We start from the raw sequence: 24,036 nt of genomic DNA, 5'->3' as shown, positions 1-24,036 counted from the left end.
GTTCAGTGCCCCCCGCCCGATGAGGTGGCCACGGTGAGCCCCGGAATTTGCATGCGACGCTCCACCAGCGCCATCACACGGTTCACAGCAAACGCCGACACGGTGTAGAGCGCAGTGACCGCCAAGTACACCTCCACACCACGCGAGGTTTCTTCTTGCACTTGCATGGCGTACATGGTGAGCTCAGCAATCGACACGGCAAAAGCCACCGACGAATTTTTCAGCAAGTTCATCGACTCGCTGGTGAGCGGCGGCCAAATGATGCGAAATGCCATGGGCAAGAGGATGTAGCGGTAGGTCTGCCAGGTGGTGAACCCCATCGCCATAGCCGCGTAGCGTTGGCCGCGCGGCAAGGCTTGAATGCCTGCACGCACCTGTTCGGCAATGCGCGCCGAGGTGAAAAACCCAAGCCCCAGCACCACCAAGGCGAAGCCCGGCACCTGCTGCATGGCCGGAAAAACCTTGGGCAACACGAAGTACCAAAGAAAAATTTGAACCAACAAAGGGATATTGCGGAACAACTCCACCCACGCATTCGCCACATGCGTGAGGCTGCGGTTGAGCGCGTTGTCTGGGGGCAAGGTACGCAGGGTGCCCATCAAAGCCCCCACGACCATGGCCACCAGCCAGGCGCTGCCAGCCACCGACAAGGTCCAACCCCAGGCGTCAAACATCCACTCGAGGTAGGTGCGTCCGCCGCCGTCGTCTTCCAAGAAGACCTGCCAATCAAGTGCCATCGGTTTACCTTATCTTGCGAGGGTGGGATTGTGCAGTGCTTGGTTCAAGCACCACGCTTACTTCTTGGCGTACTCTTCCACCGGCTTGTCGTTCAGGTTGGTCCAGGCCGCTTTGTTGGCGTCGCTGGCAGGCATGTTCATGCGGATGTTCTTGGGGGGGATGGGTTGCACAAACCACTTGTCGTAGAGCTTGGCCAATTCGCCCGATTTAGCCAGGGCGCTGATGGTGTCGTCGGCCATTTTTTTGAATGCCGGGTCGTCCTTGCGCAGCATGATGGCGATGGGCTCCACGCTCAACACCTCACCCACAATTTTGAAGTCGGCAGGTGACTTGCTGCTGGCGATGTTGCCCGCCAAGATTTGGCCGTCCATCACAAACGCGTCGGCGCGGCCCGACTCCAACAGCAAGAAGCTGTCGGCATGGTCTTTGCCAAACACCTCCTTGAAGTCCACGCCCGTGGCGCGTTCGTTTTTGCGCAGCAATTGGACCGACGTGGTGCCGGTGGTGGTGGCCACGTTTTTACCGTTCAGCTGGGCAATGGTGGTGATGCCAGAGTTAGCACGCACCGCGATGCGCACTTCTTCCACATAGGTGGTGAAGGCAAAGGCCACGTCTTTTTGACGCGTCAGGTTGTTGGTGGTGGAGCCGCATTCGATGTCGACCGTGCCGTTTTGCACCAGGGGCAAACGGTTTTGTGAGGTGACGGGCAGGTATTTGATGTCGAGCTTTTTGCCGACCGCTTTTTCGAGGTTGGCCAAAATGCGTTGGCAAATTTCCACGTGGTAGCCCACGTATTTGCCGTCGCCCAAGGTGTACGACAAGGCACCCGAGGAGTCACGCACACCCATGGTCACGCTGCCAGAGGCTTTGACTTTGGCGATGGTGTCATTGGCTTGCGCGTGCACGCCACCAGCCACCAAAGTAGCCAGGGCCAAGGCAAATAACTGCTTTTTCATGAGGTTGCTCCAGAGATAAGTAAAAAGATGAACTGTATTAGAAATCAGTAGCTTCTACGCAATGCTACAAGCGAACCCTAAGCATCAATTCCAATTCCGACAGTTGGTATGCATAAAAAGCATAGCCTTTGCCCCAGCCAGCCCTGAACGCCGGTTCTATGCCTTGGTCGACAAGGCTTGGTTTGTCAAATAAGTCCACAGCGCTTCTGTCGTGCTGTTGGTGGGTCTGAATTGCTGTGGTTTTTCTCGGTAAGCCCGAATCTCTAGTGTGGCCTCCAGCGCATGTGCTTTCTTGGCCAGGTGCAAGCGACTGAGTTTTTGTGCAGCGACCTCTTTGTGGACGGCGCTGTAGGGTAAAAACGCCACGCCATGTCCCTCCAAAGCCATGGCTTTGAGGCTTTCGGCCATGTCGGTCTCGTACACCCGGTTCAAGTGAATGGCCGCCTTGGCGTCTTGCACCACAAAGTCCGCCACGCGACCCAGATAAGCGCCCGAAGAGTAGGCCAAATACGGGGTGGGTGCTCTCGTACTTCCGGGTAATGTGAAGAGGGGTAAGCCGTCGTCTGATGTTTTCACAAAGGGTGCCAACACCTCATGCCCCAAGTTCACCATGTCAAACCGATGGGGGTCTAACTGCAAGGGCTGCGATGGGTGGTGGTAGGTGATGAGCACATCGCAGCCCCCCTCAACCAAGCGCAGCGCGGCATCGTGCACATTGAGTGCCGTCAGGCTGCTTTTGAGTTCGCCAAAGTGCTGTTGCAGCCCCTTGATCCAAGCAGGAAAGAAGGTGAAGGCCAAGGTGTGCGGCGCAGCGAAATCAATCACGGCTTCGTCTGTGGATGCATAGCCACGCAGCATGGCGTGGGTGGACTGCAAGGACTGCAAAATTTCGAGCGCTTGGCTGCGCAAGGTCTCGCCCGCCAAGGTCAAACGGGTAGGGTAAGAGCTGCGGTCAACCAAGTCGGTACCCGCCCACGCTTCCAGGGCTTGGATACGCCTTGAAAAGGCGGGCTGCGTGACATGCCGCAACTGCGCCGAACGGCTGAAACTGCGTGTTTCTGCCAAGCTCACGAAATCTTCTAACCATTTGGTTTCCATATTTCGATTATGGAGGGCAGATTCGACGAGAACAGCCCATGCAAGATCAAGGTGATGTCAATTCGGCATGGCTTTAGGCGATGTTGGCCTTAGACATGGGCGACGCAACGACTTAAGGTAGGCCTCTTCACCTCCTTGTTTGACCTCACAGGAAAGTCCATGTCCTTATCAACACCATCCCATCCCGCAGCAGCGTTCACGCCGAACAGCTTGCCTTCTTTTTTGCAGGCCGATCAACTGGGCCCTTGGGGCACCTACTTGCAGCAGGTGGATCGCGTCACACCGTACCTGGGCACGCTGTCGCGTTGGGTGGAAACACTCAAGCGCCCCAAGCGCATGCTGATCGTGGACGTGCCCATTCACATGGACAACGGCACCGTGGCCCACTTTGAGGGCTACCGCGTGCAGCACAACACCTCGCGCGGACCAGGCAAAGGCGGCGTGCGTTTTCACCAAGACGTGACCTTGTCCGAGGTGATGGCGCTCTCCGCCTGGATGTCGGTGAAGAACGCCGCCGTCAATCTGCCGTTTGGGGGTGCCAAGGGCGGCGTGCGCGTGAACCCCAAGCTGTTGTCATTGGGTGAGTTGGAGCGCGTGACCCGTCGCTACACCAGCGAGATTGGGGTGATCATCGGCCCGACCAAGGACATTCCGGCGCCCGACGTGAATACCGACGAACGCATCATGGCGTGGATGATGGACACCTATTCCATGAACGAAGGCAGCACCGCCACAGGGGTGGTGACGGGCAAGCCGATTGCACTGGGCGGCTCTTTGGGCAGACGCGAAGCCACCGGGCGAGGCGTCTACACCGTGGGCGTGGAGGCTGCACAAAAAATTGGCCTCTCGCTCACGGGTGCCAAACTGGCCGTGCAAGGCTTTGGCAATGTGGGCAGCGTGGCGGCGCAACTGTTTGTGCAAGCGGGTGCCACCTTGGTGGCGGTGCAAGACCACAGTGGCACGGTGTTCAACGGTGCGGGGCTGGATGTGGCCGCCTTACAAGCGTACGTTCAGGCACACGGCGGAGTGGCGGGCTTTGCCGCGGCGCAAGCCTTGGACCCTGATGTGTTTTGGGAGGTCGATTGCGATGTGCTGATTCCTGCCGCGCTCGAAGGCCAGATCACGGTCCATAACGCCGCACGCATCCAGGCACGCTTGCTGATCGAGGGTGCCAACGGCCCGACCACCCCTGAGGCCGACGACATCTTGGCCGAACGCCAGATTCTGGTGGTGCCCGATGTGATTGCCAACGCCGGGGGCGTGACGGTGAGCTACTTCGAATGGGTGCAGGATTTTTCGAGCTTCTTTTGGACCGAAGCCGACATCAACGCGCGCTTGGTGCGCATCATGCGCGAGGCCTTTGAGGGCATTTGGGAAGTGGCGCAAACCCATCGTGTGAGCTTGCGCACCGCCACGTTCATCGTGGCGTGTACGCGCATTTTGCAAGCGCGTGAGTTGCGTGGGCTGTACCCCTGAATTGACAGACGCTGAGGCAGCGCAATTGCGCTCGCGAAGCTTTGCTTTAGAAGGGATTGGCCAAAGCCTTGCGTTTCCACATCTGCCATGGACGGTCCAAATGCTGGTCGTTCATGTCAGAGGTGGCTTGAGCTTCGGCGTCGGTCAAGAAGTTGATCTCACCCAAGGGTGCTGCAAGTGCTTGCAAGCGCGCGTTGCTTTCGGTGTAGATGCCGCGGTACACCGCTTGTTGGATCGAGGTGCCCACCGTCACACTGCCGTGGCCGCGCATCAGCGCCACATTGGCTTGGCCCAGGCATTGGGCCAGCGACACGCCCAGGGCTTGGTTGCGAATCAACAGGTCAGAGGTTTCGCCAGCGCTGTGGCGAATTTCGTAGACGGGCGTCACCGCGCCCAAGAAACCACTCATGTGGCAGATGGGGCGCAAGCGGGCACCCGTCACGCCAAAGGGGATCACGGCAGGTGAATGGCTGTGGATGACGGACATCACCTCAGGGCGGGCCCGAAAAATTTCGCTGTGGATGAATCGCTCGACATAGGTGTGACGACCTTGTGCATCGTGCACCACACCGTCCAAGTCGACAGACACCAAGTCTTCGAGCGTGACCAATGCTGGAGCCATGCTGCGGGCAATGTAGAAGCGCTCAGGGTTGCTGGGGTCACGCACACTGATGTGACCAAAACCATCGAGCACACCTTCGTTGACCAAGATGTGGTTAGCCACCACCAAATCTGACAAAACTTCCGAAACCATTTGATATCCTCCAAAAGATTCGCGAATCGTAATGGCTGCACGCTTTGAAGACAGCCCCCAAGGAGACATGGTGAAACGTATTTATTCAAAAATTGTGTGTGTGTGGTTTTTAAGCGGCTTGTTGGGGCTGGCCTGTGCACAAAACTTTCCGAACAAACCCATCCAAGTGATCGTGCCTGTGGCCGCCGGTGGAGGCACCGATTTGCTGGCCCGCACACTGGGTCAAAAAGTAGGGGAAGAGCTAGGACAAAACCTGATCGTTGAAAACCGTCTGGGTGCTGGCGGCAACATTGGCGTGGAGATGGTGGCGCGTGCCAAGCCTGATGGCTACACCTTGTTGGTGTCCCCCGCCACGATTGCCACCAACGTGGCCGTGTACAACAAGCTGCCCTATGACTTGCTGAAAGACTTGCAGACCGTGACCTTGATTGGACAAACCGGTGTGGTGCTGGTGGTGCATCCTTCGGTCAAAGCCAACACCCTGCGCGAGTTTGTGGACTTGGCCAAAGCCCATCCCGGTGAATTGAACTTTGGTTCAGCCGGTTTGGGCAGCCCTCAGCACTTTCATGCCGAGTTGTTCAACCAACTCGCAGGCACCAAAACCAACCACATTCCCTACAAAGGCCAATCCCAATCGATGACCGATTTGGTGGGCGGCCAACTGAGCTACATGTTCAGCCCCTTGCAAAACGCCCTGCCCTATATCCAGCAAGGTCGTATCCGAGCGCTGGCCGTGGCCTTCCCGCAGCGCTACCCGGCGCTGCCCAATGTGCCCACGCTGCTGGAGTTGGGCTACAAAGGCGCTGAGTTCTCGAATTGGTTTGCGGTGTATGCGCCAGCCAACACGCCGCCTGCCGTTATCAAAAAACTCAATGCGGCTTTTGTGAAGGTGGGCAAGACACCCGAGATGAAAGCCAAATTCGACAAGCTGGGGTTTGAAGCTTTCTTCACCACGCCAGAAGGCGGCACCGACTTCATGCGCGCCGAACTCGTGCGTTGGGCACGCGTGGCAGCGTATGCAGGCATCAAAGCCGATTAAGACGACAACGCATAGACGCACCAAGAACAAAGGCCGCAATTGCGGCCTTTGTTCTTGGAAGACAAGACGTCTTAGATCTTGAATGCTTCGAGCGACTCGGGTGCGAACAACTCATGCACATCCAGCTTGCGCGGTGACAAGCCTTGCTCATGGTGGTAGCGCGTGAAGGTGTCTAGGGTCTTGATGTTTTTTTCCAAACCATAGGGCCACCAGTCGTCGCCAAATTCGCGCTGGGTCTCGTCCACGTAGGCAGACAACCAAGGCAACATGGCCTTGAGGGCTGCGGTGTCCTTCAAGTCCTCGTAGGTGTGGCGCTGCGCTTCGATGAAGGCCTTGGTCAAGGACTGGGCAATCCAACGGTTGGCTTCGTACACCTCACGGCGCATCACCACGGTGTGCATGATGGGGAAGATGCCGGTCTCACGGTAATAGCGGCGCTCCACCTCGGGGTAGTCTTCGAACAAGCGTTTGACCTTGCCATCGCCTTTCAAAAATGACGAGGGCATGCGCGCGGTGTAGAGCGCGTCCAACTCGCCGTCGTACAGCATTTGCGACAAGGTTTGATGCGGCGCGATGGGGCTGACCTGGATGTTGGGTGGCAAGGCCAGCTTCATTTTTTCAATGCGCCCCACCTCTTCTTCACCGCCATACAGATAAGGCTGAGCGTCCACGGGCACGTTGTAGTGGTCCGACAAAATGCCACGAATCCACACCGGTGCCGTCATTTGGTATTCGGGGCTGGCAATGCGTTTGCCAATCAGGTCTTTGGGTTCACGAATGCCGCTGTTGGCATTGACGTAAATGCACGAGTGGCGAAAGAAACGCGAGGGGAAAATTGGCAACGCCACAAACGGACGCTCAGGCTTGGAGAGCGTGACGCAGTAGGACGACAGCGACATCTCGGAGATATCGAACTCACGGAAACGGGCCATGCGAAAGAAGGTTTCTTCGACGGGCAAGTTCAGGTAGTTCAGGTCAATGCCATCCACTTTGACCGTGCCATCCATCAAGGCACGGGTGCGGTCGTAATTCCAGCACGCAAAAGTCAAATTCAATTTACTCATCATCATTCCTGTTTCAGGTTGGCGTTTTGAACGGCCTTACCCAAGCGTTCAATTTCTTCGTTCATGGCACGGCTCAAATCGGCGGGGCTGCCGCCAATGGCTTCAATACCGGCGTTGCTCAAGAGCTGCACCACATCGGGCATCTTGGCAATCACGGCCATCTCTGCGCTGACACGGTCAATGGCGGCTTGTGGCGTGCCGGTTGAGGCGAACACTGTGACGATGGGCGCAAAGTCAAAGCCAGGAATCAGCTCGGCAATGGCAGGCACTTGCGGCTCTTGGGGTGAGCGCTTGGCAGCGTTGTTACCGATCAGGCGAACTTGGTTGTTTTTCACAAAACCCGACAAGGAGGGCAAGGCCGAAAACAACATGTCGACCTGGCCACCGATCAAAGCCGGGACAGACTGTCCTGTGCCTTTGAACGGCACGTGCACGATGTCCAGCCCCAAGGCCGACTTGAAAGCTTCCATCGTCAAGTGGTGGGTGCTGCCGATGCCGGAAGAACCGTAGGTCAAGGTACCGGGCTTGGCCTTGGCCAGCGCAATCAATTCACGCAAGTTGTTGGCGGGTGTTTTGGGGTTCAGTGCCAAGTACAAGGGCGCGCGTGCAGCCAAAGACACGGTCACAAAGTCACGTTTGTAGTCGTAGCTCAGGTTCTTGTGAATCACCGGATTGATAGAGAACGTCGAACCATCGGTGACCATGAAGGTGTAGCCGTCTTTGGGTGCCGTGGCCATGGCTTGTGCCGCCACCATGCCGTTGGCACCGGGCTTGTTGTCGACCACCACGGCTTGGCCAAAGCGCTCTGTCAGCTTTTGCGCGTAGACGCGCGCCACGGTGTCGGGCAAACCGCCCGCGGCATGCGTGATGATGAATTTGATGGGCTTGTTGGGGTAAGCCTGTGCTTGAGCCCAGGCTGTGGGGGTTTGCAGTGCCATCAGGGGCAATGCGATCAAGGCTGAAAGCCACGTCTTTCGGCGTGAAGGGTTGAGGGGGTTCATGAAAGTCTCCTGATCATTTAAAACAAACGTTGAAGGCCATCAGCTCAAACAGGTGAGGCCTGAAAATCTCGCCAATCCGTGTCTTTGGGCACCACGCTTTGGTAGGAGCATACCGTTGAAGGAATGCGCAAAGCGCCAACACCAATAGGGGCTTCCCCTTTGGCAAAACGTTGTACTGCATCCACCATTTGGCGTCGGAATTCGACAATGGCCAGGTCACTGGCACCCAAGCGGTCATGCGAGCGGTCGGCAATAGGACCCATGGTGACCCACATGGCCATGTCTTGATTGGGAATGCCTGTGATGCCTGTGAAGTTGCCCGCTTTCATGGCTTGACGGTCTTGCAAGAAATGGTTGTCCACATTGCGCAGCGGTTTGAATTGCTGGTCCACATCCACCCCCACTTGAGCACTCAAGAACTGCCGCCAGGTGGCTGTTTCGGGTGTGCTGGCAGGATTACCCCAAGCAATGAAATGGAACGCGGTGTGTGTGTCGTCAATCGCCGTGTTGATGTTGGCCACGTTGTACAAGTTGTTGGGTGGAATCAACGCCGATGCAGGTGCCACAAACACCGTCGAGCGCACGTAGTCGTGCGTAGCGGCGTTGTGAATGGGGCGGCGAATAGCGGCGTATCTGAAGCCATAGCCGTCGCGCTGGGTTTGCATGCGTGGTGCTTTGTCGGTCGAAGGGCGTAGCCAGTTTTTATCGGTCGCTTTGGCACCGTCCACACGGGCAGGCACCATGTCTGAAGAATGCAGGCTGGAGCTGTGGGCCGAGTCGATTTGACCTTCCAGAATTTGCGCCCAGTTGCAAGGAATGATGATCTTGGCAATCGACACCCGCACATCCTCGGTCGGGGCCCAAGGCGGGGGCGTGAATTCGGTCATGGTGTCGGCGGGCCCCATGTAGGCCCACACGAATCCACCCCACTCCTTGGTGGGATAAGCCGTGTGCTTGACCTTGCCAGCCATGCCACTGGCAACGGGCTCAGAGCTCATCTCGACCACATTGCCAGCCACGTCCATCTTCCAGCCGTGGTAGAGACACCGCAAACCGCAGTTTTCATTGCGGCCGTACACCAAGGATGCACGACGGTGCGGGCAGTATTCGTCCATCACACCCACACGCCCTTCGGTGTCACGAAACACCACCAGGTCTTCGCCCAGCACACGCGCACGGATAGGCGCACCGTCGGGCTCGCTCACCTCTTCCAGCAAACACACAGCTTGCCAGTGGCGGCGCATCAGTTGTCCCATGGGGGCCTGACCTTCGACACGGCACAATAAATCGTTTTCTTCTGAAGTGAGCATGATTTTCCTCGTCGGTGGTTTGGGGGTTGCCAAATAATAGTTAGATGGCTAAGATTATTGCAGGATTTGATCTATGTCAAGCCAAGCCCTGTCACCCACGTCACTTTTTCTGTATGAGCGAAACCTTCATTCCCCTGCGCGTCGCAAGCAAACAAGCCCTGACCCAAGACATCGTCTTGTTCGAGCTTGTGCACCCCGAGTCACAGCCTTTGCCCGAATTCACACCCGGCGCGCACATCACCGTGCAGGCCCCCAACGGCATGCGCCGCAGCTATTCACTGTGCAGCTTGTCCAGCGACACACAACGCTGGCAAATTGCCGTCAAGCGCGATGCGCGCGGACGCGGTGGTTCATGCAGCATGGTGGACGACGTGAAAGTGGGTGACCTGTTGCCCACCCTGCCGTGGGCCAACTTGTTTGCGTTGCAAGCCAACGCACCGTCTTATATTTTTGTGGCGGGTGGCATTGGCATCACGCCCATCTTGTCGATGATTCGGCATTTGTTGAATGAGGGACTCAGCAACTTCAAACTGTTTTACTGCACACGCGACGCCGCCAACACCGCATTTGCACAAGAGCTCAGTGCCCCAGAGCTGGCAGGCAAAGTGCACATCCACCACGACCATGGCGATATGGCAAAAGCGTTTGATTTTTGGCCCGTGTTCGAGCGCACCAGCAACGCCCATGTGTATTGCTGCGGCCCACAAGGGCTGATGGACAGCGTGCGCGACATGACAGGCCACTGGCCCACGGAACGTATCCACTTCGAGAGTTTTGGCGTCGTGCAAACAGGCTTTGCCGACAACAGCGCCTTCGATGTGGTGCTGCATCAATCGGGCGAACGTGTGCATGTGGCTGCCAACCTGTCGATCCTGGACGCCCTGCGTGCCTGCGGTCACGCGGTGTCGAGTTCGTGCGAGAGTGGCACCTGTGGCTCATGTCGCACGGGCTTGTTGTCTGGCGAAGCAGAGCACCGTGATTTGGTGTTGCGCCCGGACGAGCAAGCGCAGCAGATCATGGTGTGTGTGTCACGTGCCCGCACACCTGAACTGGTGCTCGATCTATGAGCGCCCCACGCCTTCGCTTGGGTGTGGCTGGCTTGGGCCGTGCGTTCACGCTCATGCTGCCCACGCTGGCCCATGACCCACGCATTCAACTGATCAGCGCCACCGATCCGCAACCCCTGGCTTGCGCCCAATTCGAACGTGACTTTGGCGTACGCTGTGTGGACAGTGTGCAGGCCTTGTGTGCCCACCCCGAGGTCGAGGCCATCTACATTGCCACACCACACCAACTGCATGTAGACCATGTGGAAATGGCCGCTGCACATGGCAAGCATGTGATGGTGGAAAAACCCATGGCGCTGAGCCTGGAGGATTGCACCCGCATGATCGAAGCCACGCAGCGTGCAGGGACTGTGCTGTTGGTGGGTCACAGCCACAGCTTCAACGCGCCCATTCTGCGTGCGCACCAGCGCATCCAAAGCGGTGAATTTGGTGCTGTGCGCATGATTCAAGCGCTGAACTACACCGACTTTTTGTACCGCCCACGCCGCCCCGAAGAACTTGACACGGCACAAGGCGGGGGCGTGATCTTCAGCCAAGCCGCACACCAACTCGACATCGTTCGCCTGTTCGGTGGCGGCCTGGTCACCAGCGTGATGGCGCACACCGGTGCCTGGGACCCGACACGCCCCACCGAGGGTGCTTACAGCGCCTTGTTGGGCTTTGCAGGGGGTGCTTTTGCCAGCGTGAGCTATAGCGGTTATGGCCACTTTGACAGTGACCAATGGATGAACAACATCGGCGAGCTGGGACAGCACAAAGACCAAGCCGATTACGGGGCCGCACGCCGCCGGTTGGCGAATGCCGTCAACGCCGAGCAGGAAGCTGCCCTCAAAGCCGCACGCAACTATGGCGCGCCGCAATGGGCGGGCAACACGGCAGCTCCCACCGGCTTGCAACACCAGCACTTTGGCCCACTGGTGGTGAGCTGTGACCGCGCCGACTTGCGCCCCATGCCCCACGGCGTGTGGGTGGATGGCGATGGTGCTTCCACGCTGGACGCCCTGGAGTCACCCCAGATCCCGCGCCAAGAAGTGATTGATGAGTTGTACAACGCGGTGATTCACCGGCACCCTGTCTTGCACAGTGGAGAATGGGCACGTGCCACCACCGCGGTCAGCTTGGCGATTTTGAAATCTGCCCAAAGCGCCCAAATGGTGGTGCCAGAGTTTCAAGTTCCACCGATTCGATGACCATGAAGAAGCCCGCAGACAACACCCACCACATCTTGCGTCACTGGCAAGAAGCTGTACCCAACGACCGTTTGGCACACTTGGTGCGCGATGCAGGACGCGCATACGCGCGTGCCTTGCAGGTGCGATTAGCCCAGCACAATGTGCCATTTGGCCATTGGACTTTTTTACGCATCCTGTGGGACGGTGACGGCTTGACGCAGCGTGAACTCAGCGAGCGTGCCGGCGTGATGGAGCCGACAACGTTCTCTGCCATGAAGACGATGGAGGGCTTGGGCTATATCGAGCGCCGCCAGTTGCCTGACAACAAAAAGAACATGTACGTCTACCTCACACCCAAAGGCAAGGCCTTGAAGAAAAAATTGGTGCCGTTGGCAGAAGAGAGCAACCGCGTCAGCATTCAAGGCATCAGCGCCCAAGATGTGGTTACCACACGTCGCGTGCTGCTGGCCATCTTGAACAATTTGGCGCAAGACGACCACGGCTGAGCCCACACCATGTCCAACACCGCGCCCTCGTCACAGACGCCAGAACCTCACGTTGCCAGAGTCAATGACTCGGGCGTGGTGTTAGACAACGTGAGGTTGGTGCGTGGTCGAACCCAGGTTTTTGATGGGCTGACTCTGCACTTGCATGAGCCCCGCATTGGCTTGATTGGTGACAACGGCGCGGGTAAAAGCAGCCTGTTTCGACTCATCTGTGGCTTGGAGCAAGCGCAAGGCGGACGCGTGCAACTGGGCAGCCCATCGTCGGTGGGCATGATGTTTCAAAACCCCGACGAACAAATCATTTTCCCCACCGTGGAAGAAGAGTTGGGCTTGAGTCTGCAAGCCTCAGGCCTGACACGTCAGGCAGCCCGTGCACACGCCCGTGAGTGGCTGAAGGCGCGCGGCTTGGGGGATTGGGCAGAGCGTGCCATTGGCAGCTTGAGCCAAGGGCAGCGCCAGCATGTGTGTTGGTTGGCTTTGTTGATTGCCTCACATGATGTGCTGCTGCTGGATGAGCCGTTTTCCAGCCTCGATCTGCCTGGGCAAGCACGTCTGGACCACGAAATTGCAAAAGCCCCCCAACAAGTGATCGTCTCCACCCATGTGCTGCGCCACATCCGCCACTTTGAGCGCGTGATTTGGCTGGACCTTGGGGCTGTGCGTTGCGATGGACCCGCCCACGAAGTATGCGCGGCCTATGAAGCAGATGTGGCGGCCCGCAGCCTGAACGCGGCCTAAACCATGGGAAGTCTCTACAGCGAACACCAGACCTGGCTGCACAATGTGCGTGCTGACGTGAAGCTGCTGGGGCTGGCGTTGCTAGGCGCAGGGCTGTTTCTTACCCATCGGGTTGATCTGCTGCTGTTCGGCGCAGTGATCTGTGTGTCGGTGTTCGCGTCTTTGGGACGCGCCACCTTGGCTGCACGCAAGTTGCTCACGTCCATCGTGGTGGCGAGCTTGTTGATCGTCGCTTTTCACGCATTCATGCAGCAGCCCATGCTGGGTGTGTCGAGTGCGTTGCGTCTGTTGAGCACGGCCTTGATAGGCGTCGCACTGACCCTGACCACACGCTACAGCGACTTGCTGGATGTGTTCGAGCGTTTGTTGTCACCGCTGACGCGCTTCGGTGTCCGCGTGGATCGTATAGCCCTGCAACTGGCGCTCATGCTGCGCTTCGTGGAACACTTCTTTGTGCTCTGGAAACGCTTGGACGATGCCCACCGTTTGCGAACCGGGCAGCCAGGTGGTTTACGTTTGCTGGCGCCACTGACCATGCAAATGCTGGTGTCGGCCAAAAGGGTGGCAGATACACTTGAACTTCGGCTAGGCAAGTGACTGCTTTTGCATCTTGTTGCCCCCATTGAATTGATTTGATTTGCCATGAACACCTCGCTACGCGCCACGCCCCTCATTGCTTTGTTTGCCGCCTTGCTGGCTGTCTTGGGGCTGATCCCCAAAATTGACTTGCCCCTGGGCGTGCCCATCACGCTGCAAACCTTGGGTGTGATGCTGGCTGGCTGCATGCTTGGGCCCAAACGGGGCTTTCAAGCCCTGATGTTGTTTTTGTTTGCGGTGGCCCTGGGCTTGCCTTTGCTGTCTGGCGGGCGGGGCGGTTTGGGTGTGTTTTTCGCACCCTCCAGCGGCTACTTGATCGGTTGGCCCTTGGGCGCACTCGTCACAGGCGGGCTCATGGCCTTGCTGCCCACACACTCACCACAACGTGCCGCCATCAGTGCTTTCATCGCCTCGGCCCTGGGTGGTTTGCTGGTGGTCCACGCTTGCGGCGTGGTGGGCTTGGTTTACCTGGCTAACCTCAATGTGTCGCAAGCATTCCTTGGCACGTTGGCGTTTGTGCCCGGTGACCTCATCAAGTGCGGCATGTGTGCCATGGTCGTCCACACCGTGGCACGTGGCATGCCAGATTGGCGCTTTGGCGGACGCGCTGTGTGATGCATGCAGTCCTCGCGCAAGACGGGGTCCATGCCCCTTTGGCGCATTGGGCCCGCTTGCGCGGCGACGCCGTCGCCATTGAAGACGGCACCACCTCTCTCACGTTTGCGCAACTGCACCACGCGGTTATACAAGCTGCAGACGCCCTGAGCCAAGTGCAGGCACCTGCCACGGTGTTTGTCAACGAGCGCTTGTCCACGCTACATCAGGTGGTGGACTTCTTGGGCATTGTCAGCAGCGGTAGATGCGCCGCAGTCTGTGATCCAGACTGGACCACACAAACGCGCGATGCGGTGCGCCAGTCGCTCACCCACCAGCCCTTTGACAGTGGATTGCCTCAACCCGAATCGCCCTTCTACATTGGGTTCACCTCAGGCAGCACGGGCATCCCAAAAGGCTTTCAGCGACACCATCGGTCATGGACCGAGAGCTTCCAGGTTTGTGTTGACACCTTCGCAGCCGCTGCGCAGACCCGCGTCTTGGCGCCGGGGCGCGTGTCTCACTCCTTGTTTTTATTCGGCATGTTGCTGGGCTTGTGGACTGGGGCTGGCGTGGTGGTGCAAGACCGGTTTTCGGCAGCACGCGCACTGGACACTCTGCGCCAAGGACGCACCCCCTGCCTGGTGGCCGTGCCCAGCCAGTTGGTGATGATGCTGGAGCTGGCTGCACGCCGCAGCTTAGCGCCCATAGCGGATGTGGCCTTGATTTTGATCAGCGGTGCACGCTGGATGCGTGACCGCACCCCTGAACTCAAAGCCTTGTTTCCTGACGCGCAGATCGTGGAGTTTTACGGTGCCTCAGAGACCAGCTTCATGGCCTGGATGAATGCCGATGAGGCAGCTCCCGCCAATGCTGTAGGACGTCCCTTCGCAGGCGTTGAATTGGACATACGCCGCCAGCCCGGACAAGACGCTGGGCTTATTTATGTGCGCAGCCCCATGTTATTCATGGACTATGTTGGCGGCCAGCAAGACGCCACGGCTGCGCTGCGTGATGGCGACTGGTTGTCAGTGCGTGACATGGGGTACATCGACCCACAAGGTTATCTTTGCCTGGTCGGACGCGAAAACCGCATGGTGGTGACCCAGGGCAAAAATCTTTTTCCAGAAGAAGTCGAAGCGGTGCTCACCCGCTGTGACGCCATCGACCAAGCGTCCGTGCACGGGGTGCCTGACCCGGTACGCGGACAGCAAGTAGTGGCCATCGTGCACGTCACACCCGGCACCACGACCGAGGGCGTGCTGTCGGCATTTGCATTAGCCAATTGGTGCCGAACGCAGCTAGAGAGCTACAAAGTGCCCCGGAGTTATTTCATTTGCGACACATGGCCATTCACGGCCAGCGACAAAACCGACCACCACGCCCTGGGGCTCATGTTGAGCCAACACCTGAACTCTTCTGAGGGCACCACGTCACCATGTCTGCACCCACTGTCTTGATCGCGGGCTGGGCTCGCAGCGCGGTGGTGCCACACGGCGGCGCCTTCGCGGCTTTGCACGCGCATGAGATTGCAGCACCTGTGGTGCAAACCTTGTTGGGGCGTGCAGGCATCCGCCCTCAGGCGGTGGATGCGGTGCTGGTGGGCAACGCCTTGGGTGCTGGCGGCAACCCCGCACGCATGGTGGCTTTGGCAGCTGGCTTGCCTGAGCGTTGCGCGGCCTTGAGCGTGGACACCCAGTGCTGCTCGGGCTTGGACGCAGTGAGCATGGGCGCGGCACTGATCGCGTCGGGTCAGGCACATGTCGTCGTCGCGGGTGGTGTGGAGGCTTGGAGTCGCTCGCCGATGCGCTTCACCCGACCGATCCAGCCCGGCGAAGCCCCGGTGCCGTTCGAGCGCCCGCCTTTTGCCCCCGACCCTGCACACGACCCCGATCTGTTGTTGTCTGCCGCCCGTTATGCCGCACAACACGGCAACACACGTGAGCAACAAGACGCCTATGCCGTGCTGAGCCACCAACGCGCAGTGGCACATCAAGCGGAATTGGCGCATGACATCGTGGCGGTTGCAGGCGTGCGCCACGACCTGTACCCCAGAACCATCGATGCCACGCGCGCGGCACGCATGCCCATAGCCGCACAAACCGATGCCTTGGATGCTTTAACACTTGTGGGCATCGCGTCAGATTGCAGCATCAGCCGCTTGGGCATTTCAGCCAAAGCCGATGGGGCTGCTTTTGTGGTGCTGGTCAGCGCACAAGCCTGTGACAAGCTGGGCCTTCACCCCACAGCAGCTTGGGTCAGCAACGCGTCTGTTGGCGGCACGCCTGACACGCCTTTGCTGGCAGCGCAGCACGCGGCCCTTGAAGCCTTGCAACGCGCAGGCACACCGTCATGTGAGGCCTTGTCTGCCGTCGAGCTGCACGACGCCTTTGCCGTTCAGGGACTCAGCTTTTGTCGCGCCCTCGGCCTAGACCCACAGCGCATCAACCCACGCGGTGGTGGCTTGGCCCGTGGTCACCCCATTGGGGCATCCGGTGCCATTGCGCTGGTGCAATTGCTGGCCAATTTGGCGCTGGATGCGCCAGCGGGTGGGCAAGGGTTGGTGGCAGTGGCAGGCGCTGGCGGCATTGGTGCAGCAGCCGTTGTAGAACGGCTCTAGCCTTTAGCCTACGGTCTTGAAATAGTCGTTGAGCGGGACCCGTGAAGTTCGGGTTTGGTTCACCGCTGCATCGGGGTCTGCATAGCCCATGGCCACGCCGCACACAATTTTGGACGTCTCGTCCAGCGACAAATGCCGACGAATCAGGCTGGGGTAAGAGGCCATGGCGCCAATCGCACAGGTAGACAAGCCCTTGGATTGGGCTGCCAACATCAGGCCATACAAGGCCATGCCCAAATCCATGTAACAACCGCTACCCAGGTCATGGGCAATGGTCAACACCAGTGCCACAGGTGCGTCAAAGAAGTTGAAATTGCGTTCAAACTGCGCATCCCGCCCGGCGCGGTCCTCACGCGCGATACCCAGGGCGTCATACAAAGCCTTGGCCGATGCAATTTGGCGACGCTTCAAGGTCATGGGCATGGGGCTAGGAAAGTAGCTGTAGTCTTCTGCCTCTTGCTGCTGGCTGCGATAGGCTTGCAGCAAATCGGCACTCAAGGCACGGCGTACTTCGCCTTGCACGGCAACGAAAGTACCTGGCTGCAAGTTGGCCCCGCTGGGTGCCAGGCGAGACAACGCCACCACCTCACGCAGCACATCATCAGCAACAGGTTTTGCAAGATAACCACGAACCGAATGACGCTCGGCCAACACGCATGCGAGAGGGGCGGTAGCAGTCACAGCGTCAGGGTTGAAATAGACATCCACATAGGCCTGCAAGTTTAACCACCCATATGTAAAAACCCCGCCACTCTTGCGAGTGACGGGGTTTGAGACTTTTCAAATCCTTCACTGGCTTGCGCCAGCGTAGGGATTAGAAGTCGTGTTGCATGCCCAGAGCCATGATCTTGACTTGTGCACCATTACCAACAGCAGCAGCAGAAGCGTAGTTGCCACCGCTCATGTTGTAGTTGATGTTGGCATCGTTCTTGATGGTGTGGTAAGCAGCATACACATGGGTACGCTTAGACAGGGCTTGACGGAAGCCGATGGTGTAAGCAGTTGCACCTGTGCCATCTTGCTCAGCGCCAGAAGCGTTCTTCAGGTTGTTGGCTTTGCCATACTGTGCAACCAACATGCGGTTAGCGCCCAGGTCGTGCTCAACGTTGAATGCGTAGCCAGAGTCTTTGCCTGAACCAGTGTTTGCAGTATCTGTGCTCAGCACTGCCGTTTGGGCACCACCGCCAGACAGTTTCAAAGTAGCTACGCCAGACAGGTCTGTACGCTTCTTGTTCCACACTTGAGCAGACACGATGCTGGAGCTAGCTGCACCTGCATACTTGTAGCCCAAACCAAGTTTGGTGGCTGAGCGATCAAAGCTGCTCACACCAGTAGCCGTAGCAGAATTGTGCGAAGTTTGGTAGTCAACCATACCAACGATTTGACCAGCGGTGTACATCAACTTACCACCAGCATATTGGCCGTTGGTGTTGGTGTTTGCAGCAGCGCCTTCGCCAGTGGTTGTACCCATGCGGCCTGCATACACTTGTGAACCAGCGAATGCACCCAAACCGCTGTTGAAGTTAACCATAACCATGTTTTCCAAGCGAACGCCGTACACGCCCACACCACCGTTTTGCAGGTTGGTAATGGAGTCAGAACCCATGTGACGTGAACCCACTTGGTTCAGAGCACCTTGGGTCCACCACACGTTTTGGCGACCCAAACGGATTTCAGCTGTGTTGTTGCCGTAGTACAAACGACCTTCGCGCGAGCACCACTCAGAAGTGTTGGCGTTGGCATTGTCAGCTTGACCAGTTGCCTTGGCGTTGTCAATGTTGATACCAGTTTCGCAGTACACACCAGCGCGTGAACCAGCGCCCAAGTCTTCTTGAGCAGCGAAAGTGATGCGTGACGATGTGTCAGCAACGCGAACACGGCTACGGTAGTCGTTGGTTGCGCCAATGGTCGAACCAGTAGCTTCGTAAGTAGACACGTCCATGCTGGCGCGGCCAGACAAAGTGACAAAAGATTGTGCGAAAGAAGCGGTGGCAGCCAATGCAGCCAATGCAACGAGGGTTTTTTTCATTTCAAGGTTCTCCAAGGTTTGAACAAGGTCTCCGGCTAACCGGGACAACCACCATTTCTGGAAGTTGGAGCTATTGAACCAGAGACCCAGGGGCCAAGCCATGACAAGCGTGAAAAATAGGGCTATTGCGTTGCATGAATGCAACATGGCTTAAGATTTTGTCCATGGATACCCTGATCTCAGCTCTCGACAGTGCCTTGCGCACCGTATTCGCCTCTCACCACGCAGCCCGCGTCAACCCCAGTGCTGTGTACCCACCCGCGTCGACACCCCCGATGTCAGAGGCCGAAAAACGGGAAGCGTCTGCGTTGATGCGGGTCAACCATGTGGGTGAGGTTTGCGCACAGGCGCTTTACACCGCCCAAGCCTTGGCCACACGCGACAGCGCATTGCGCCAACACTTACTGGCGGCCAGCGAAGAGGAAACTGACCACCTGGCCTGGACCGAAGAACGTTTGCGTGAATTGGGCGGGCGCACCAGCCTGTTGAACCCGTTGTGGTACGCCGGTGCCTTTGGCATTGGCTTTGTGGCGGGCAAGCTGGGGGGCGACCGCGTGAGTTTGGGTTTTGTGGTGGAAACCGAGCGTCAGGTGGAAGCGCACCTGCAAAGCCACCTAGACCAATTGCCAAGCCATGACCTGGCGTCACGTGCCATCGTGACGCAAATGAAAACCGACGAGGCACGTCATGCCAAAGAGGCCGAGGCAGCAGGTGCTTTGACGTTGCCCCCCCCCGTGCAAGGGTTGATGCGCGTGATGGCCAAGGTGATGACCACCGTGGCGCATCGGGTTTAACTCACAGCAAGGCTTGCGTTCGCTCAACTAAGCGTTGAGTGGCGTGCGTAGAGATGAGCACGCCCACAGCCAGCGCCACGCGATCAATCGAGATTTGCTCTTGTCCAAATTCGAGCAGGCGGACATCGACTTTTCTACCCTCTAATTGCCTCTGCAAATAAGCAGCAAATTGTGCACTTTCCCACAACGGGTTATCGAGCTTGGCAGGAACGATGATGTGCAAATCAATGTCTCCGCCTTTGGCTGCATCGTCCAAACGTGAGCCAAACAAACGCACGCAAGCACCATCGCCCCAGCGAGCTTGAGCAGCTTGGGTGATGGTTTGAATGGCTTCGGGTGTCAGGCGCATGCGATTGATCTTAGGTCGGGCCGCCAACACGAGCAAGACCGTCGCTCAAACCTCCACCACCTCAAAGCTGGTGGTGATTTCTGCGGTCTTGCCCAGCATGATGCTGGCCGAACAGTATTTGTCATGGCTCATGGCAATGGCACGCTCCACAGCCAATGCAGGTATGGCTTTGCCTGTCACCGTGAAATGCATGTTGATTTTGGTGAACACTTTGGGGTCGACCTCGGCGCGTTCGCTGGTGAGCTTGACGCTGCAACCACGCACATCATGGCGTCCGCGCTTCAAGATCAACACCACGTCATAAGCGGTGCAACCGCCCGTGCCAGCCAACACGGTTTCCATGGGGCGAGGCGCCAGGTTTTGGCCACCGTTTTCGGGCTTGGTTGCGTCCGGTGCGCCGTCCATGGCAATGACGTGACCACTGCCTGTTTCAGCGATAAACCCCATGCCTGAACGTGTGCCACTTTGGCCTGTCCAGCTGACGGTGCATTCCATGTTTTCTTCTCCTGATATGTCTGACAAATACGCACAAGTCTTCAAATTATGTATACACTTAAGACTTGTCTCCTCCACCCTCAAAAGTGGATTTATCCCCGAGTCGCAAGACTCGGGGTTTTTTTATGGGCGTCGTGTTTGTGCCGCCGCCAAACAAGCACCGAGCACCTGCTGGCGCATGTCATTGCGCCGACGCAGCTGTGATCTTTTGCTAGAGGCCACCTCACTCTCGGGACGGGGCAGCCACACCAGCGGCAGGCTCCAATGCATGTCCGACAGCCGTTGCTCAGCACCCAGTTCTTGCCACAGCGTGTCATAGCTCATACCCACCCGCTGAGACAAGCTGCGGTAGTCGGCATACGCGTGGCCCACATCGCTCACACCCAACAAGCCCTCTAGACCCCAACCTTGGGCTAGTCCTTGCAAGGCATTGAGCAAAATGCCGCTGGGCCGAGTGCGCTCCATCAATTGGGTGAAGTCTTTCACCAAATCTTTGCCCTCTTGCGAGCCCTGCACATTGCCCACCACCAACACCGCGCCTGAGCTTGTGCCACCCACCATGTGCTCGGGCAACACGCTGAACGCAGCACGCATGACCGCACTGCCGTCGAGTTCAAGGTGCAGCTCCAGCTCACCCTCACGCGCCAAGGCACGGCCAGGTCTGAGCACGATGCGCACCTGCCGGTCTTTCAAGGTCCATTCACACAACAACCAAGAATGCAACGCGTAAAGCGCCGAGGCTTGGGCTGATGAAAAGGTCTGCACCAGCCAATCAAAGTGTGCCATTTGGGCAGCTGCGCGCCCCTGCGCAGCCAAGCCGCTCCACAAATACGCACGGGTGCAGCGCACCACCAACAAGGGGTCGCGCTCAAGCACAGACGCCAAACCCAGCTGATGGAGGTGGTCGTGCACCGCAAAAATATGGCGACGGTGCCAGAAAAAACGCAGCCGAAACTTCAGCCACCGCTTGAACGTTTGCAAGCTGCCACCCGAGGCATCGTCGGTTCGTTGAAAAAGGGATTGGGGGGTAGGCAGCACAGAAGAATCACAAATTTGTATACCGGATGAGTGTAGTGGCTGACCGTCTCACAGGCCTCTGCCTTCATGCATAAGAGACAATCAGTCACATGTCTACCCGTCCCGCAAAAACCAACGCCCTGACCCCTGCCGACTACCTGAAAAAAATCTTGACGGCACGCGTCTACGACGTGGCCCAAGAGTCCGCGCTGGAAGTGGCCAAAAACCTGAGCCGTCGTCTGCACAACACCGTGTTGCTCAAACGCGAAGACCAACAACCGGTGTTCAGCTTCAAGCTGCGCGGCGCGTACAACAAGATGGCGCACCTCACACCCGCGCAATTGAAAAAAGGCGTCATTTGTGCCTCCGCAGGCAACCACGCCCAAGGCGTAGCGCTCGGTGCCAGCCGCCTAGGGGCCAAAGCGGTGATCGTGATGCCCGTGACGACACCTGCTTTGAAGATTGAAGCCGTCAAAGCACTCGGCGGTGAGGTGGTGTTGCATGGCGACAGCTACTCCGACGCACACCAACACGCGCTCACGTTGGAGCAGAAAAACGGCATGACCTTTGTGCATCCGTTTGACGACCCCGAGGTGATTGCAGGTCAAGGCACCATCGCCATGGAAATGCTGCGCCAGCACCAAGGCCCACTTGACGCGGTGTTTGTGGCCATTGGCGGCGGCGGCTTGATTTCCGGCGTGGCCAACTACATCAAGGCGGTACGCCCCGAGATCAAAGTCATCGGTGTGCAAATGGACGACTCCTCCGCCATGATGCAATCCGTCGCCAAAGGCAAACGCGTTGCACTCACCGATGTGGGCCTGTTCTCCGACGGCACCGCCGTCAAGCTGGTGGGCGAAGAAACCTTCCGCATCTCACGCAAATTGGTCGACAGCTACATCACCGTCGACACCGACGCGGTGTGCGCCGCCATCAAAGACGTGTTTGTGGACACCCGCAGCATCGTCGAACCCGCAGGGGCTTTGGCCGTGGCCGCCATCAAACAATACGTGGCCGAGCACAAAACCAAAGGCGAGACCTACGCCGCCATTTTGTGCGGCGCCAACATGAACTTCGACCGCCTGCGCTTTGTGGCCGAGCGCGCCGAGGTGGGCGAAGAACGCGAAGCTTTGTTTGCCGTCACCATTCCCGAGCAACCCGGCAGCCTGCGCCGCTTTTGCGAGCTGATTGGCCAGCTGCCCAGCTTTGGCGGCGGTAAAACACCACGCAATGTGACCGAGTTCAATTACCGACTCAGCGACGCCGACAAAGCCCATGTGTTTGTCGGCTTGACCACCGGCGTCAAAGGCGAGAGCAGCAAGATTGCAGCCCACTTCACCAAGCACGGTTTTGAAGCCATCGACCTCACGCACGACGAACTGGCCAAAGAACACCTCCGCCACATGGTGGGTGGCCACTCGGCGCTGGCCCACGAAGAGCGTTTGCTGCGTTTTGAGTTCCCTGAGCGTCCGGGTGCTTTGATGAAGTTCTTGCTCGCCATGCGCCCGGGCTGGAACATCAGCCTGTTCCACTACCGCAACCAAGGCGCCGACTACGGGCGCATCTTGATGGGTCTGCAAGTGCCCAAGGCCGACGACAAGGCATTTGCCACCTTCTTGTCAGCACTGGGCTATCCCTACGTGGAAGAAACGCGCAACCCGGCTTACCGTTTGTTTTTGCAGCGCTGAAACATGTGGTCACCACGGCGTGGTGACCACATTATTTTTTAGCAGGAAGTTCCAGCGTCAAAGTGGCGGGGCCTTGCGCACTGGCCCCCAAACTCACGCGCCGGCCTTGCGCCGACTGCAACACCAAATCGTCCACCACCACACGGCCCACGCGGTAAGGCCGTGCCGGCTTGCCGTCCACCGCAATCAACGCGGCACCTTGCGACGCCCCGCCCGACAGCACCCCCACCAGCTGAAAACGACTGGCCAAGGTCGGTGCAGCCACAGCCGCCGCAGGCAACGCACCCAAACTGCGCGCGGCAGCTTCCAATTCAGGCTCAGTGGGTGTGGGCTGGGCCAGTGGACTCAGCGCATCGGCATTGCCACTGGCCGACCAACGCAAGCCCCACGCTACGGCACTGAAAGCCACCAGCGCCCACACCACCAAAGAAGCAGTGCGCACCAAGAGGAATGGGTAACGTGGCAAAAACATACGCGGATTATGATTCAGGGCATGACACACCTCCCAACACCCAAGCGCCAGCGCGGCTTCACCCTGATTGAGTTGATGGTGGTGCTGGCCATCCTAGGGGTGCTCGCAGCGTTGATCGTGCCCAATGTGCTCGACCGCGCCGACGACGCACGCGGCACTGCCGCCCGCACCGATGTGAACAACCTCATGCAAGCGCTCAAGCTCTACCGCTTGGACAACCAGCGTTACCCCGCTGCCGAACAAGGCTTGCAAGCCCTGGTGGTCAAACCCAGCAGCGGCCCCGCACCGCTGAACTGGAAACCCTACATCGACAAACTGCCCAACGACCCCTGGGGCCGCCCTTACCAGTACATGAACCCAGGCGTCAAAGGTGAAGTCGATGTGTTGTCCCTGGGCGCTGACGGTCAGCCCGGTGGCGAAGGCAAAAACGCCGACATCGGCAGCTGGCAATAAGCCCCCGCG

26 protein-coding genes are annotated in these 24,036 nt (G+C 58.3%); 13 read left to right on the top strand and 13 right to left on the bottom strand.

What is annotated here, in order from left to right; translation table 11 throughout:
- Positions 1-2: 2 nt before the first annotated feature.
- From B9Z39_RS04065 to B9Z39_RS04055, 3 genes are all read right to left on the bottom strand, one after another.
- The gene (locus B9Z39_RS04065) at positions 3-737 is read right to left on the bottom strand and encodes an amino acid ABC transporter permease (protein WP_100145251.1); all 735 of its coding nucleotides are present in this window, start codon (positions 735-737) and stop codon (positions 3-5) included.
- A 57-nt stretch (positions 738-794) separates the two neighbouring features.
- Complete coding sequence (locus B9Z39_RS04060; RefSeq protein ID WP_100145249.1) at positions 795-1,694, bottom strand: transporter substrate-binding domain-containing protein; 900 nt, start codon at positions 1,692-1,694, stop codon at positions 795-797.
- Positions 1,695-1,850: 156 nt separating this feature from the next.
- Positions 1,851-2,792, bottom strand: coding sequence for a LysR substrate-binding domain-containing protein (locus B9Z39_RS04055; protein ID WP_108300801.1), 942 nt, complete (start codon positions 2,790-2,792; stop codon positions 1,851-1,853).
- Positions 2,793-2,951: 159 nt separating this feature from the next.
- On the opposite strand from B9Z39_RS04055, the gene B9Z39_RS04050 reads away from it, so the two are divergent.
- The gene (locus B9Z39_RS04050; RefSeq protein ID WP_108300800.1) at positions 2,952-4,268 is read left to right on the top strand and encodes a Glu/Leu/Phe/Val dehydrogenase; all 1,317 of its coding nucleotides are present in this window, start codon (positions 2,952-2,954) and stop codon (positions 4,266-4,268) included.
- A 46-nt stretch (positions 4,269-4,314) separates the two neighbouring features.
- On the opposite strand, the gene B9Z39_RS04045 is transcribed toward B9Z39_RS04050, so the two are convergent.
- The gene (locus B9Z39_RS04045; protein WP_100145243.1) at positions 4,315-5,022 is read right to left on the bottom strand and encodes a class II aldolase/adducin family protein; all 708 of its coding nucleotides are present in this window, start codon (positions 5,020-5,022) and stop codon (positions 4,315-4,317) included.
- 31 nt (positions 5,023-5,053) lie between these two features.
- Between B9Z39_RS04045 and B9Z39_RS04040 the strand changes: the two genes are divergently transcribed.
- Positions 5,054-6,061, top strand: coding sequence for a tripartite tricarboxylate transporter substrate binding protein (locus tag B9Z39_RS04040; RefSeq protein WP_108300799.1), 1,008 nt, complete (start codon positions 5,054-5,056; stop codon positions 6,059-6,061).
- 71 nt (positions 6,062-6,132) lie between these two features.
- Here B9Z39_RS04040 and B9Z39_RS04035 read toward each other — a convergent pair whose 3' ends face one another.
- Genes B9Z39_RS04035 through B9Z39_RS04025 form a run of 3 tightly spaced genes read right to left on the bottom strand, consistent with a single transcriptional unit; the run spans position 6,133 to position 9,436 of the window.
- Complete coding sequence (locus B9Z39_RS04035; protein ID WP_100145770.1) at positions 6,133-7,125, bottom strand: 4,5-dihydroxyphthalate decarboxylase; 993 nt, start codon at positions 7,123-7,125, stop codon at positions 6,133-6,135.
- Between the two features lie 2 nt (positions 7,126-7,127).
- A complete protein-coding gene (locus B9Z39_RS04030; RefSeq protein WP_108300798.1) occupies positions 7,128-8,126 on the bottom strand; it encodes a tripartite tricarboxylate transporter substrate binding protein in 999 nt (332 codons plus the stop codon).
- Positions 8,127-8,170: 44 nt separating this feature from the next.
- Entirely contained in the window at positions 8,171-9,436 is a 1,266-nt protein-coding gene (locus tag B9Z39_RS04025; protein ID WP_108300797.1) for a Rieske 2Fe-2S domain-containing protein, read from the bottom strand.
- Positions 9,437-9,549: 113 nt separating this feature from the next.
- Between B9Z39_RS04025 and B9Z39_RS04020 the strand changes: the two genes are divergently transcribed.
- The 8 genes from B9Z39_RS04020 to B9Z39_RS03985 are packed head-to-tail and all read left to right on the top strand — an operon-like array spanning position 9,550 to position 16,730.
- Positions 9,550-10,503, top strand: a complete 954-nt coding sequence (locus B9Z39_RS04020) for a PDR/VanB family oxidoreductase (RefSeq protein WP_108300796.1) — start codon at positions 9,550-9,552, stop codon at positions 10,501-10,503.
- A complete protein-coding gene (locus tag B9Z39_RS04015) occupies positions 10,500-11,693 on the top strand; it encodes a Gfo/Idh/MocA family protein (RefSeq protein WP_108300795.1) in 1,194 nt (397 codons plus the stop codon). The genes B9Z39_RS04020 and B9Z39_RS04015 overlap by 4 nt, the downstream gene beginning before the upstream one ends.
- 2 nt (positions 11,694-11,695) lie before the next feature.
- Positions 11,696-12,181 carry a MarR family winged helix-turn-helix transcriptional regulator gene (locus B9Z39_RS04010; RefSeq protein ID WP_369823279.1) on the top strand — a complete coding sequence of 162 codons (486 nt, stop codon included), beginning with the start codon at positions 11,696-11,698 and terminating at the stop codon, positions 12,179-12,181.
- Between the two features lie 9 nt (positions 12,182-12,190).
- Positions 12,191-12,919, top strand: a complete 729-nt coding sequence (locus B9Z39_RS04005) for an energy-coupling factor ABC transporter ATP-binding protein (protein WP_108300794.1) — start codon at positions 12,191-12,193, stop codon at positions 12,917-12,919.
- A gap of 3 nt (positions 12,920-12,922) precedes the next feature.
- Entirely contained in the window at positions 12,923-13,516 is a 594-nt protein-coding gene (locus B9Z39_RS04000) for an energy-coupling factor transporter transmembrane component T (protein WP_108300793.1), read from the top strand.
- A gap of 45 nt (positions 13,517-13,561) precedes the next feature.
- Positions 13,562-14,131, top strand: a complete 570-nt coding sequence (locus tag B9Z39_RS03995; protein ID WP_100145225.1) for a biotin transporter BioY — start codon at positions 13,562-13,564, stop codon at positions 14,129-14,131.
- Positions 14,131-15,570: an AMP-binding protein gene (locus tag B9Z39_RS03990; protein WP_108300792.1), complete on the top strand. Its 1,440-nt coding sequence runs from the start codon at positions 14,131-14,133 to the stop codon at positions 15,568-15,570. The genes B9Z39_RS03995 and B9Z39_RS03990 overlap by 1 nt, the downstream gene beginning before the upstream one ends.
- Complete coding sequence (locus B9Z39_RS03985) at positions 15,549-16,730, top strand: thiolase family protein (protein ID WP_108300791.1); 1,182 nt, start codon at positions 15,549-15,551, stop codon at positions 16,728-16,730. The genes B9Z39_RS03990 and B9Z39_RS03985 overlap by 22 nt, the downstream gene beginning before the upstream one ends.
- A 3-nt stretch (positions 16,731-16,733) precedes the next feature.
- On the opposite strand, the gene B9Z39_RS03980 is transcribed toward B9Z39_RS03985, so the two are convergent.
- Both B9Z39_RS03980 and B9Z39_RS03975 read right to left on the bottom strand, forming a co-directional pair.
- Positions 16,734-17,411, bottom strand: a complete 678-nt coding sequence (locus B9Z39_RS03980; protein ID WP_233248910.1) for a nitroreductase — start codon at positions 17,409-17,411, stop codon at positions 16,734-16,736.
- A gap of 133 nt (positions 17,412-17,544) precedes the next feature.
- Entirely contained in the window at positions 17,545-18,759 is a 1,215-nt protein-coding gene (locus B9Z39_RS03975) for a porin (protein ID WP_158269449.1), read from the bottom strand.
- A gap of 164 nt (positions 18,760-18,923) precedes the next feature.
- Between B9Z39_RS03975 and coq7 the strand changes: the two genes are divergently transcribed.
- On the top strand, positions 18,924-19,553 hold the full coding sequence (coq7, locus tag B9Z39_RS03970) for a 2-polyprenyl-3-methyl-6-methoxy-1,4-benzoquinone monooxygenase (RefSeq protein ID WP_233248909.1): 630 nt from the start codon (positions 18,924-18,926) through the stop codon (positions 19,551-19,553).
- A gap of 1 nt (position 19,554) precedes the next feature.
- Here the strand turns inward: coq7 and B9Z39_RS03965 are convergent, their stop codons facing one another.
- From B9Z39_RS03965 to B9Z39_RS03955, 3 genes are all read right to left on the bottom strand, one after another.
- Positions 19,555-19,902, bottom strand: coding sequence for a nucleotidyltransferase domain-containing protein (locus B9Z39_RS03965; RefSeq protein WP_146183274.1), 348 nt, complete (start codon positions 19,900-19,902; stop codon positions 19,555-19,557).
- A gap of 45 nt (positions 19,903-19,947) precedes the next feature.
- Complete coding sequence (locus B9Z39_RS03960; protein ID WP_108300787.1) at positions 19,948-20,397, bottom strand: OsmC family protein; 450 nt, start codon at positions 20,395-20,397, stop codon at positions 19,948-19,950.
- Positions 20,398-20,520: 123 nt separating this feature from the next.
- The gene (locus tag B9Z39_RS03955; RefSeq protein ID WP_158269448.1) at positions 20,521-21,435 is read right to left on the bottom strand and encodes a DUF535 family protein; all 915 of its coding nucleotides are present in this window, start codon (positions 21,433-21,435) and stop codon (positions 20,521-20,523) included.
- 89 nt (positions 21,436-21,524) lie between these two features.
- Between B9Z39_RS03955 and ilvA the strand changes: the two genes are divergently transcribed.
- A complete protein-coding gene (gene ilvA / locus B9Z39_RS03950) occupies positions 21,525-23,102 on the top strand; it encodes a threonine ammonia-lyase, biosynthetic (RefSeq protein WP_108300785.1) in 1,578 nt (525 codons plus the stop codon).
- Between the two features lie 31 nt (positions 23,103-23,133).
- Here ilvA and B9Z39_RS03945 read toward each other — a convergent pair whose 3' ends face one another.
- The gene (locus tag B9Z39_RS03945) at positions 23,134-23,574 is read right to left on the bottom strand and encodes a general secretion pathway protein C (protein WP_100145207.1); all 441 of its coding nucleotides are present in this window, start codon (positions 23,572-23,574) and stop codon (positions 23,134-23,136) included.
- A 21-nt stretch (positions 23,575-23,595) separates the two neighbouring features.
- On the opposite strand from B9Z39_RS03945, the gene gspG reads away from it, so the two are divergent.
- Complete coding sequence (gene gspG / locus B9Z39_RS03940; protein ID WP_100145205.1) at positions 23,596-24,027, top strand: type II secretion system major pseudopilin GspG; 432 nt, start codon at positions 23,596-23,598, stop codon at positions 24,025-24,027.
- Positions 24,028-24,036: the final 9 nt, after the last annotated feature.

Origin of the sequence: Limnohabitans sp. JirII-29 (assembly GCF_003063395.1) — a bacterium.
Classification (GTDB): domain Bacteria; phylum Pseudomonadota; class Gammaproteobacteria; order Burkholderiales; family Burkholderiaceae_C; genus Limnohabitans.
Note: the sequence above shows the minus strand (reverse complement) of the source record. Positions and strands in the feature narration are given on the sequence as shown.

What these genes read in the sequence shown, in the direction of transcription:
- B9Z39_RS04065 (WP_100145251.1), bottom strand. Translation starts at nt 737, where the DNA reads ATGGCACTTGATTGGCAGGTCTTCTTGGAAGACGACGGCGGCGGACGC.
- B9Z39_RS04060 (WP_100145249.1), bottom strand. Translation starts at nt 1,694, where the DNA reads ATGAAAAAGCAGTTATTTGCCTTGGCCCTGGCTACTTTGGTGGCTGGT.
- B9Z39_RS04055 (WP_108300801.1), bottom strand. Translation starts at nt 2,792, where the DNA reads ATGGAAACCAAATGGTTAGAAGATTTCGTGAGCTTGGCAGAAACACGC.
- B9Z39_RS04050 (WP_108300800.1), top strand. Translation starts at nt 2,952, where the DNA reads ATGTCCTTATCAACACCATCCCATCCCGCAGCAGCGTTCACGCCGAAC.
- B9Z39_RS04045 (WP_100145243.1), bottom strand. Translation starts at nt 5,022, where the DNA reads ATGGTTTCGGAAGTTTTGTCAGATTTGGTGGTGGCTAACCACATCTTG.
- B9Z39_RS04040 (WP_108300799.1), top strand. Translation starts at nt 5,054, where the DNA reads ATGGCTGCACGCTTTGAAGACAGCCCCCAAGGAGACATGGTGAAACGT.
- B9Z39_RS04035 (WP_100145770.1), bottom strand. Translation starts at nt 7,125, where the DNA reads ATGAGTAAATTGAATTTGACTTTTGCGTGCTGGAATTACGACCGCACC.
- B9Z39_RS04030 (WP_108300798.1), bottom strand. Translation starts at nt 8,126, where the DNA reads ATGAACCCCCTCAACCCTTCACGCCGAAAGACGTGGCTTTCAGCCTTG.
- B9Z39_RS04025 (WP_108300797.1), bottom strand. Translation starts at nt 9,436, where the DNA reads ATGCTCACTTCAGAAGAAAACGATTTATTGTGCCGTGTCGAAGGTCAG.
- B9Z39_RS04020 (WP_108300796.1), top strand. Translation starts at nt 9,550, where the DNA reads ATGAGCGAAACCTTCATTCCCCTGCGCGTCGCAAGCAAACAAGCCCTG.
- B9Z39_RS04015 (WP_108300795.1), top strand. Translation starts at nt 10,500, where the DNA reads ATGAGCGCCCCACGCCTTCGCTTGGGTGTGGCTGGCTTGGGCCGTGCG.
- B9Z39_RS04010 (WP_369823279.1), top strand. Translation starts at nt 11,696, where the DNA reads ATGAAGAAGCCCGCAGACAACACCCACCACATCTTGCGTCACTGGCAA.
- B9Z39_RS04005 (WP_108300794.1), top strand. Translation starts at nt 12,191, where the DNA reads ATGTCCAACACCGCGCCCTCGTCACAGACGCCAGAACCTCACGTTGCC.
- B9Z39_RS04000 (WP_108300793.1), top strand. Translation starts at nt 12,923, where the DNA reads ATGGGAAGTCTCTACAGCGAACACCAGACCTGGCTGCACAATGTGCGT.
- B9Z39_RS03995 (WP_100145225.1), top strand. Translation starts at nt 13,562, where the DNA reads ATGAACACCTCGCTACGCGCCACGCCCCTCATTGCTTTGTTTGCCGCC.
- B9Z39_RS03990 (WP_108300792.1), top strand. Translation starts at nt 14,131, where the DNA reads ATGCATGCAGTCCTCGCGCAAGACGGGGTCCATGCCCCTTTGGCGCAT.
- B9Z39_RS03985 (WP_108300791.1), top strand. Translation starts at nt 15,549, where the DNA reads ATGTCTGCACCCACTGTCTTGATCGCGGGCTGGGCTCGCAGCGCGGTG.
- B9Z39_RS03975 (WP_158269449.1), bottom strand. Translation starts at nt 18,759, where the DNA reads ATGAAAAAAACCCTCGTTGCATTGGCTGCATTGGCTGCCACCGCTTCT.
- coq7 (WP_233248909.1), top strand. Translation starts at nt 18,924, where the DNA reads ATGGATACCCTGATCTCAGCTCTCGACAGTGCCTTGCGCACCGTATTC.
- B9Z39_RS03965 (WP_146183274.1), bottom strand. Translation starts at nt 19,902, where the DNA reads ATGCGCCTGACACCCGAAGCCATTCAAACCATCACCCAAGCTGCTCAA.
- B9Z39_RS03960 (WP_108300787.1), bottom strand. Translation starts at nt 20,397, where the DNA reads ATGGAATGCACCGTCAGCTGGACAGGCCAAAGTGGCACACGTTCAGGC.
- ilvA (WP_108300785.1), top strand. Translation starts at nt 21,525, where the DNA reads ATGTCTACCCGTCCCGCAAAAACCAACGCCCTGACCCCTGCCGACTAC.
- B9Z39_RS03945 (WP_100145207.1), bottom strand. Translation starts at nt 23,574, where the DNA reads ATGTTTTTGCCACGTTACCCATTCCTCTTGGTGCGCACTGCTTCTTTG.
- gspG (WP_100145205.1), top strand. Translation starts at nt 23,596, where the DNA reads ATGACACACCTCCCAACACCCAAGCGCCAGCGCGGCTTCACCCTGATT.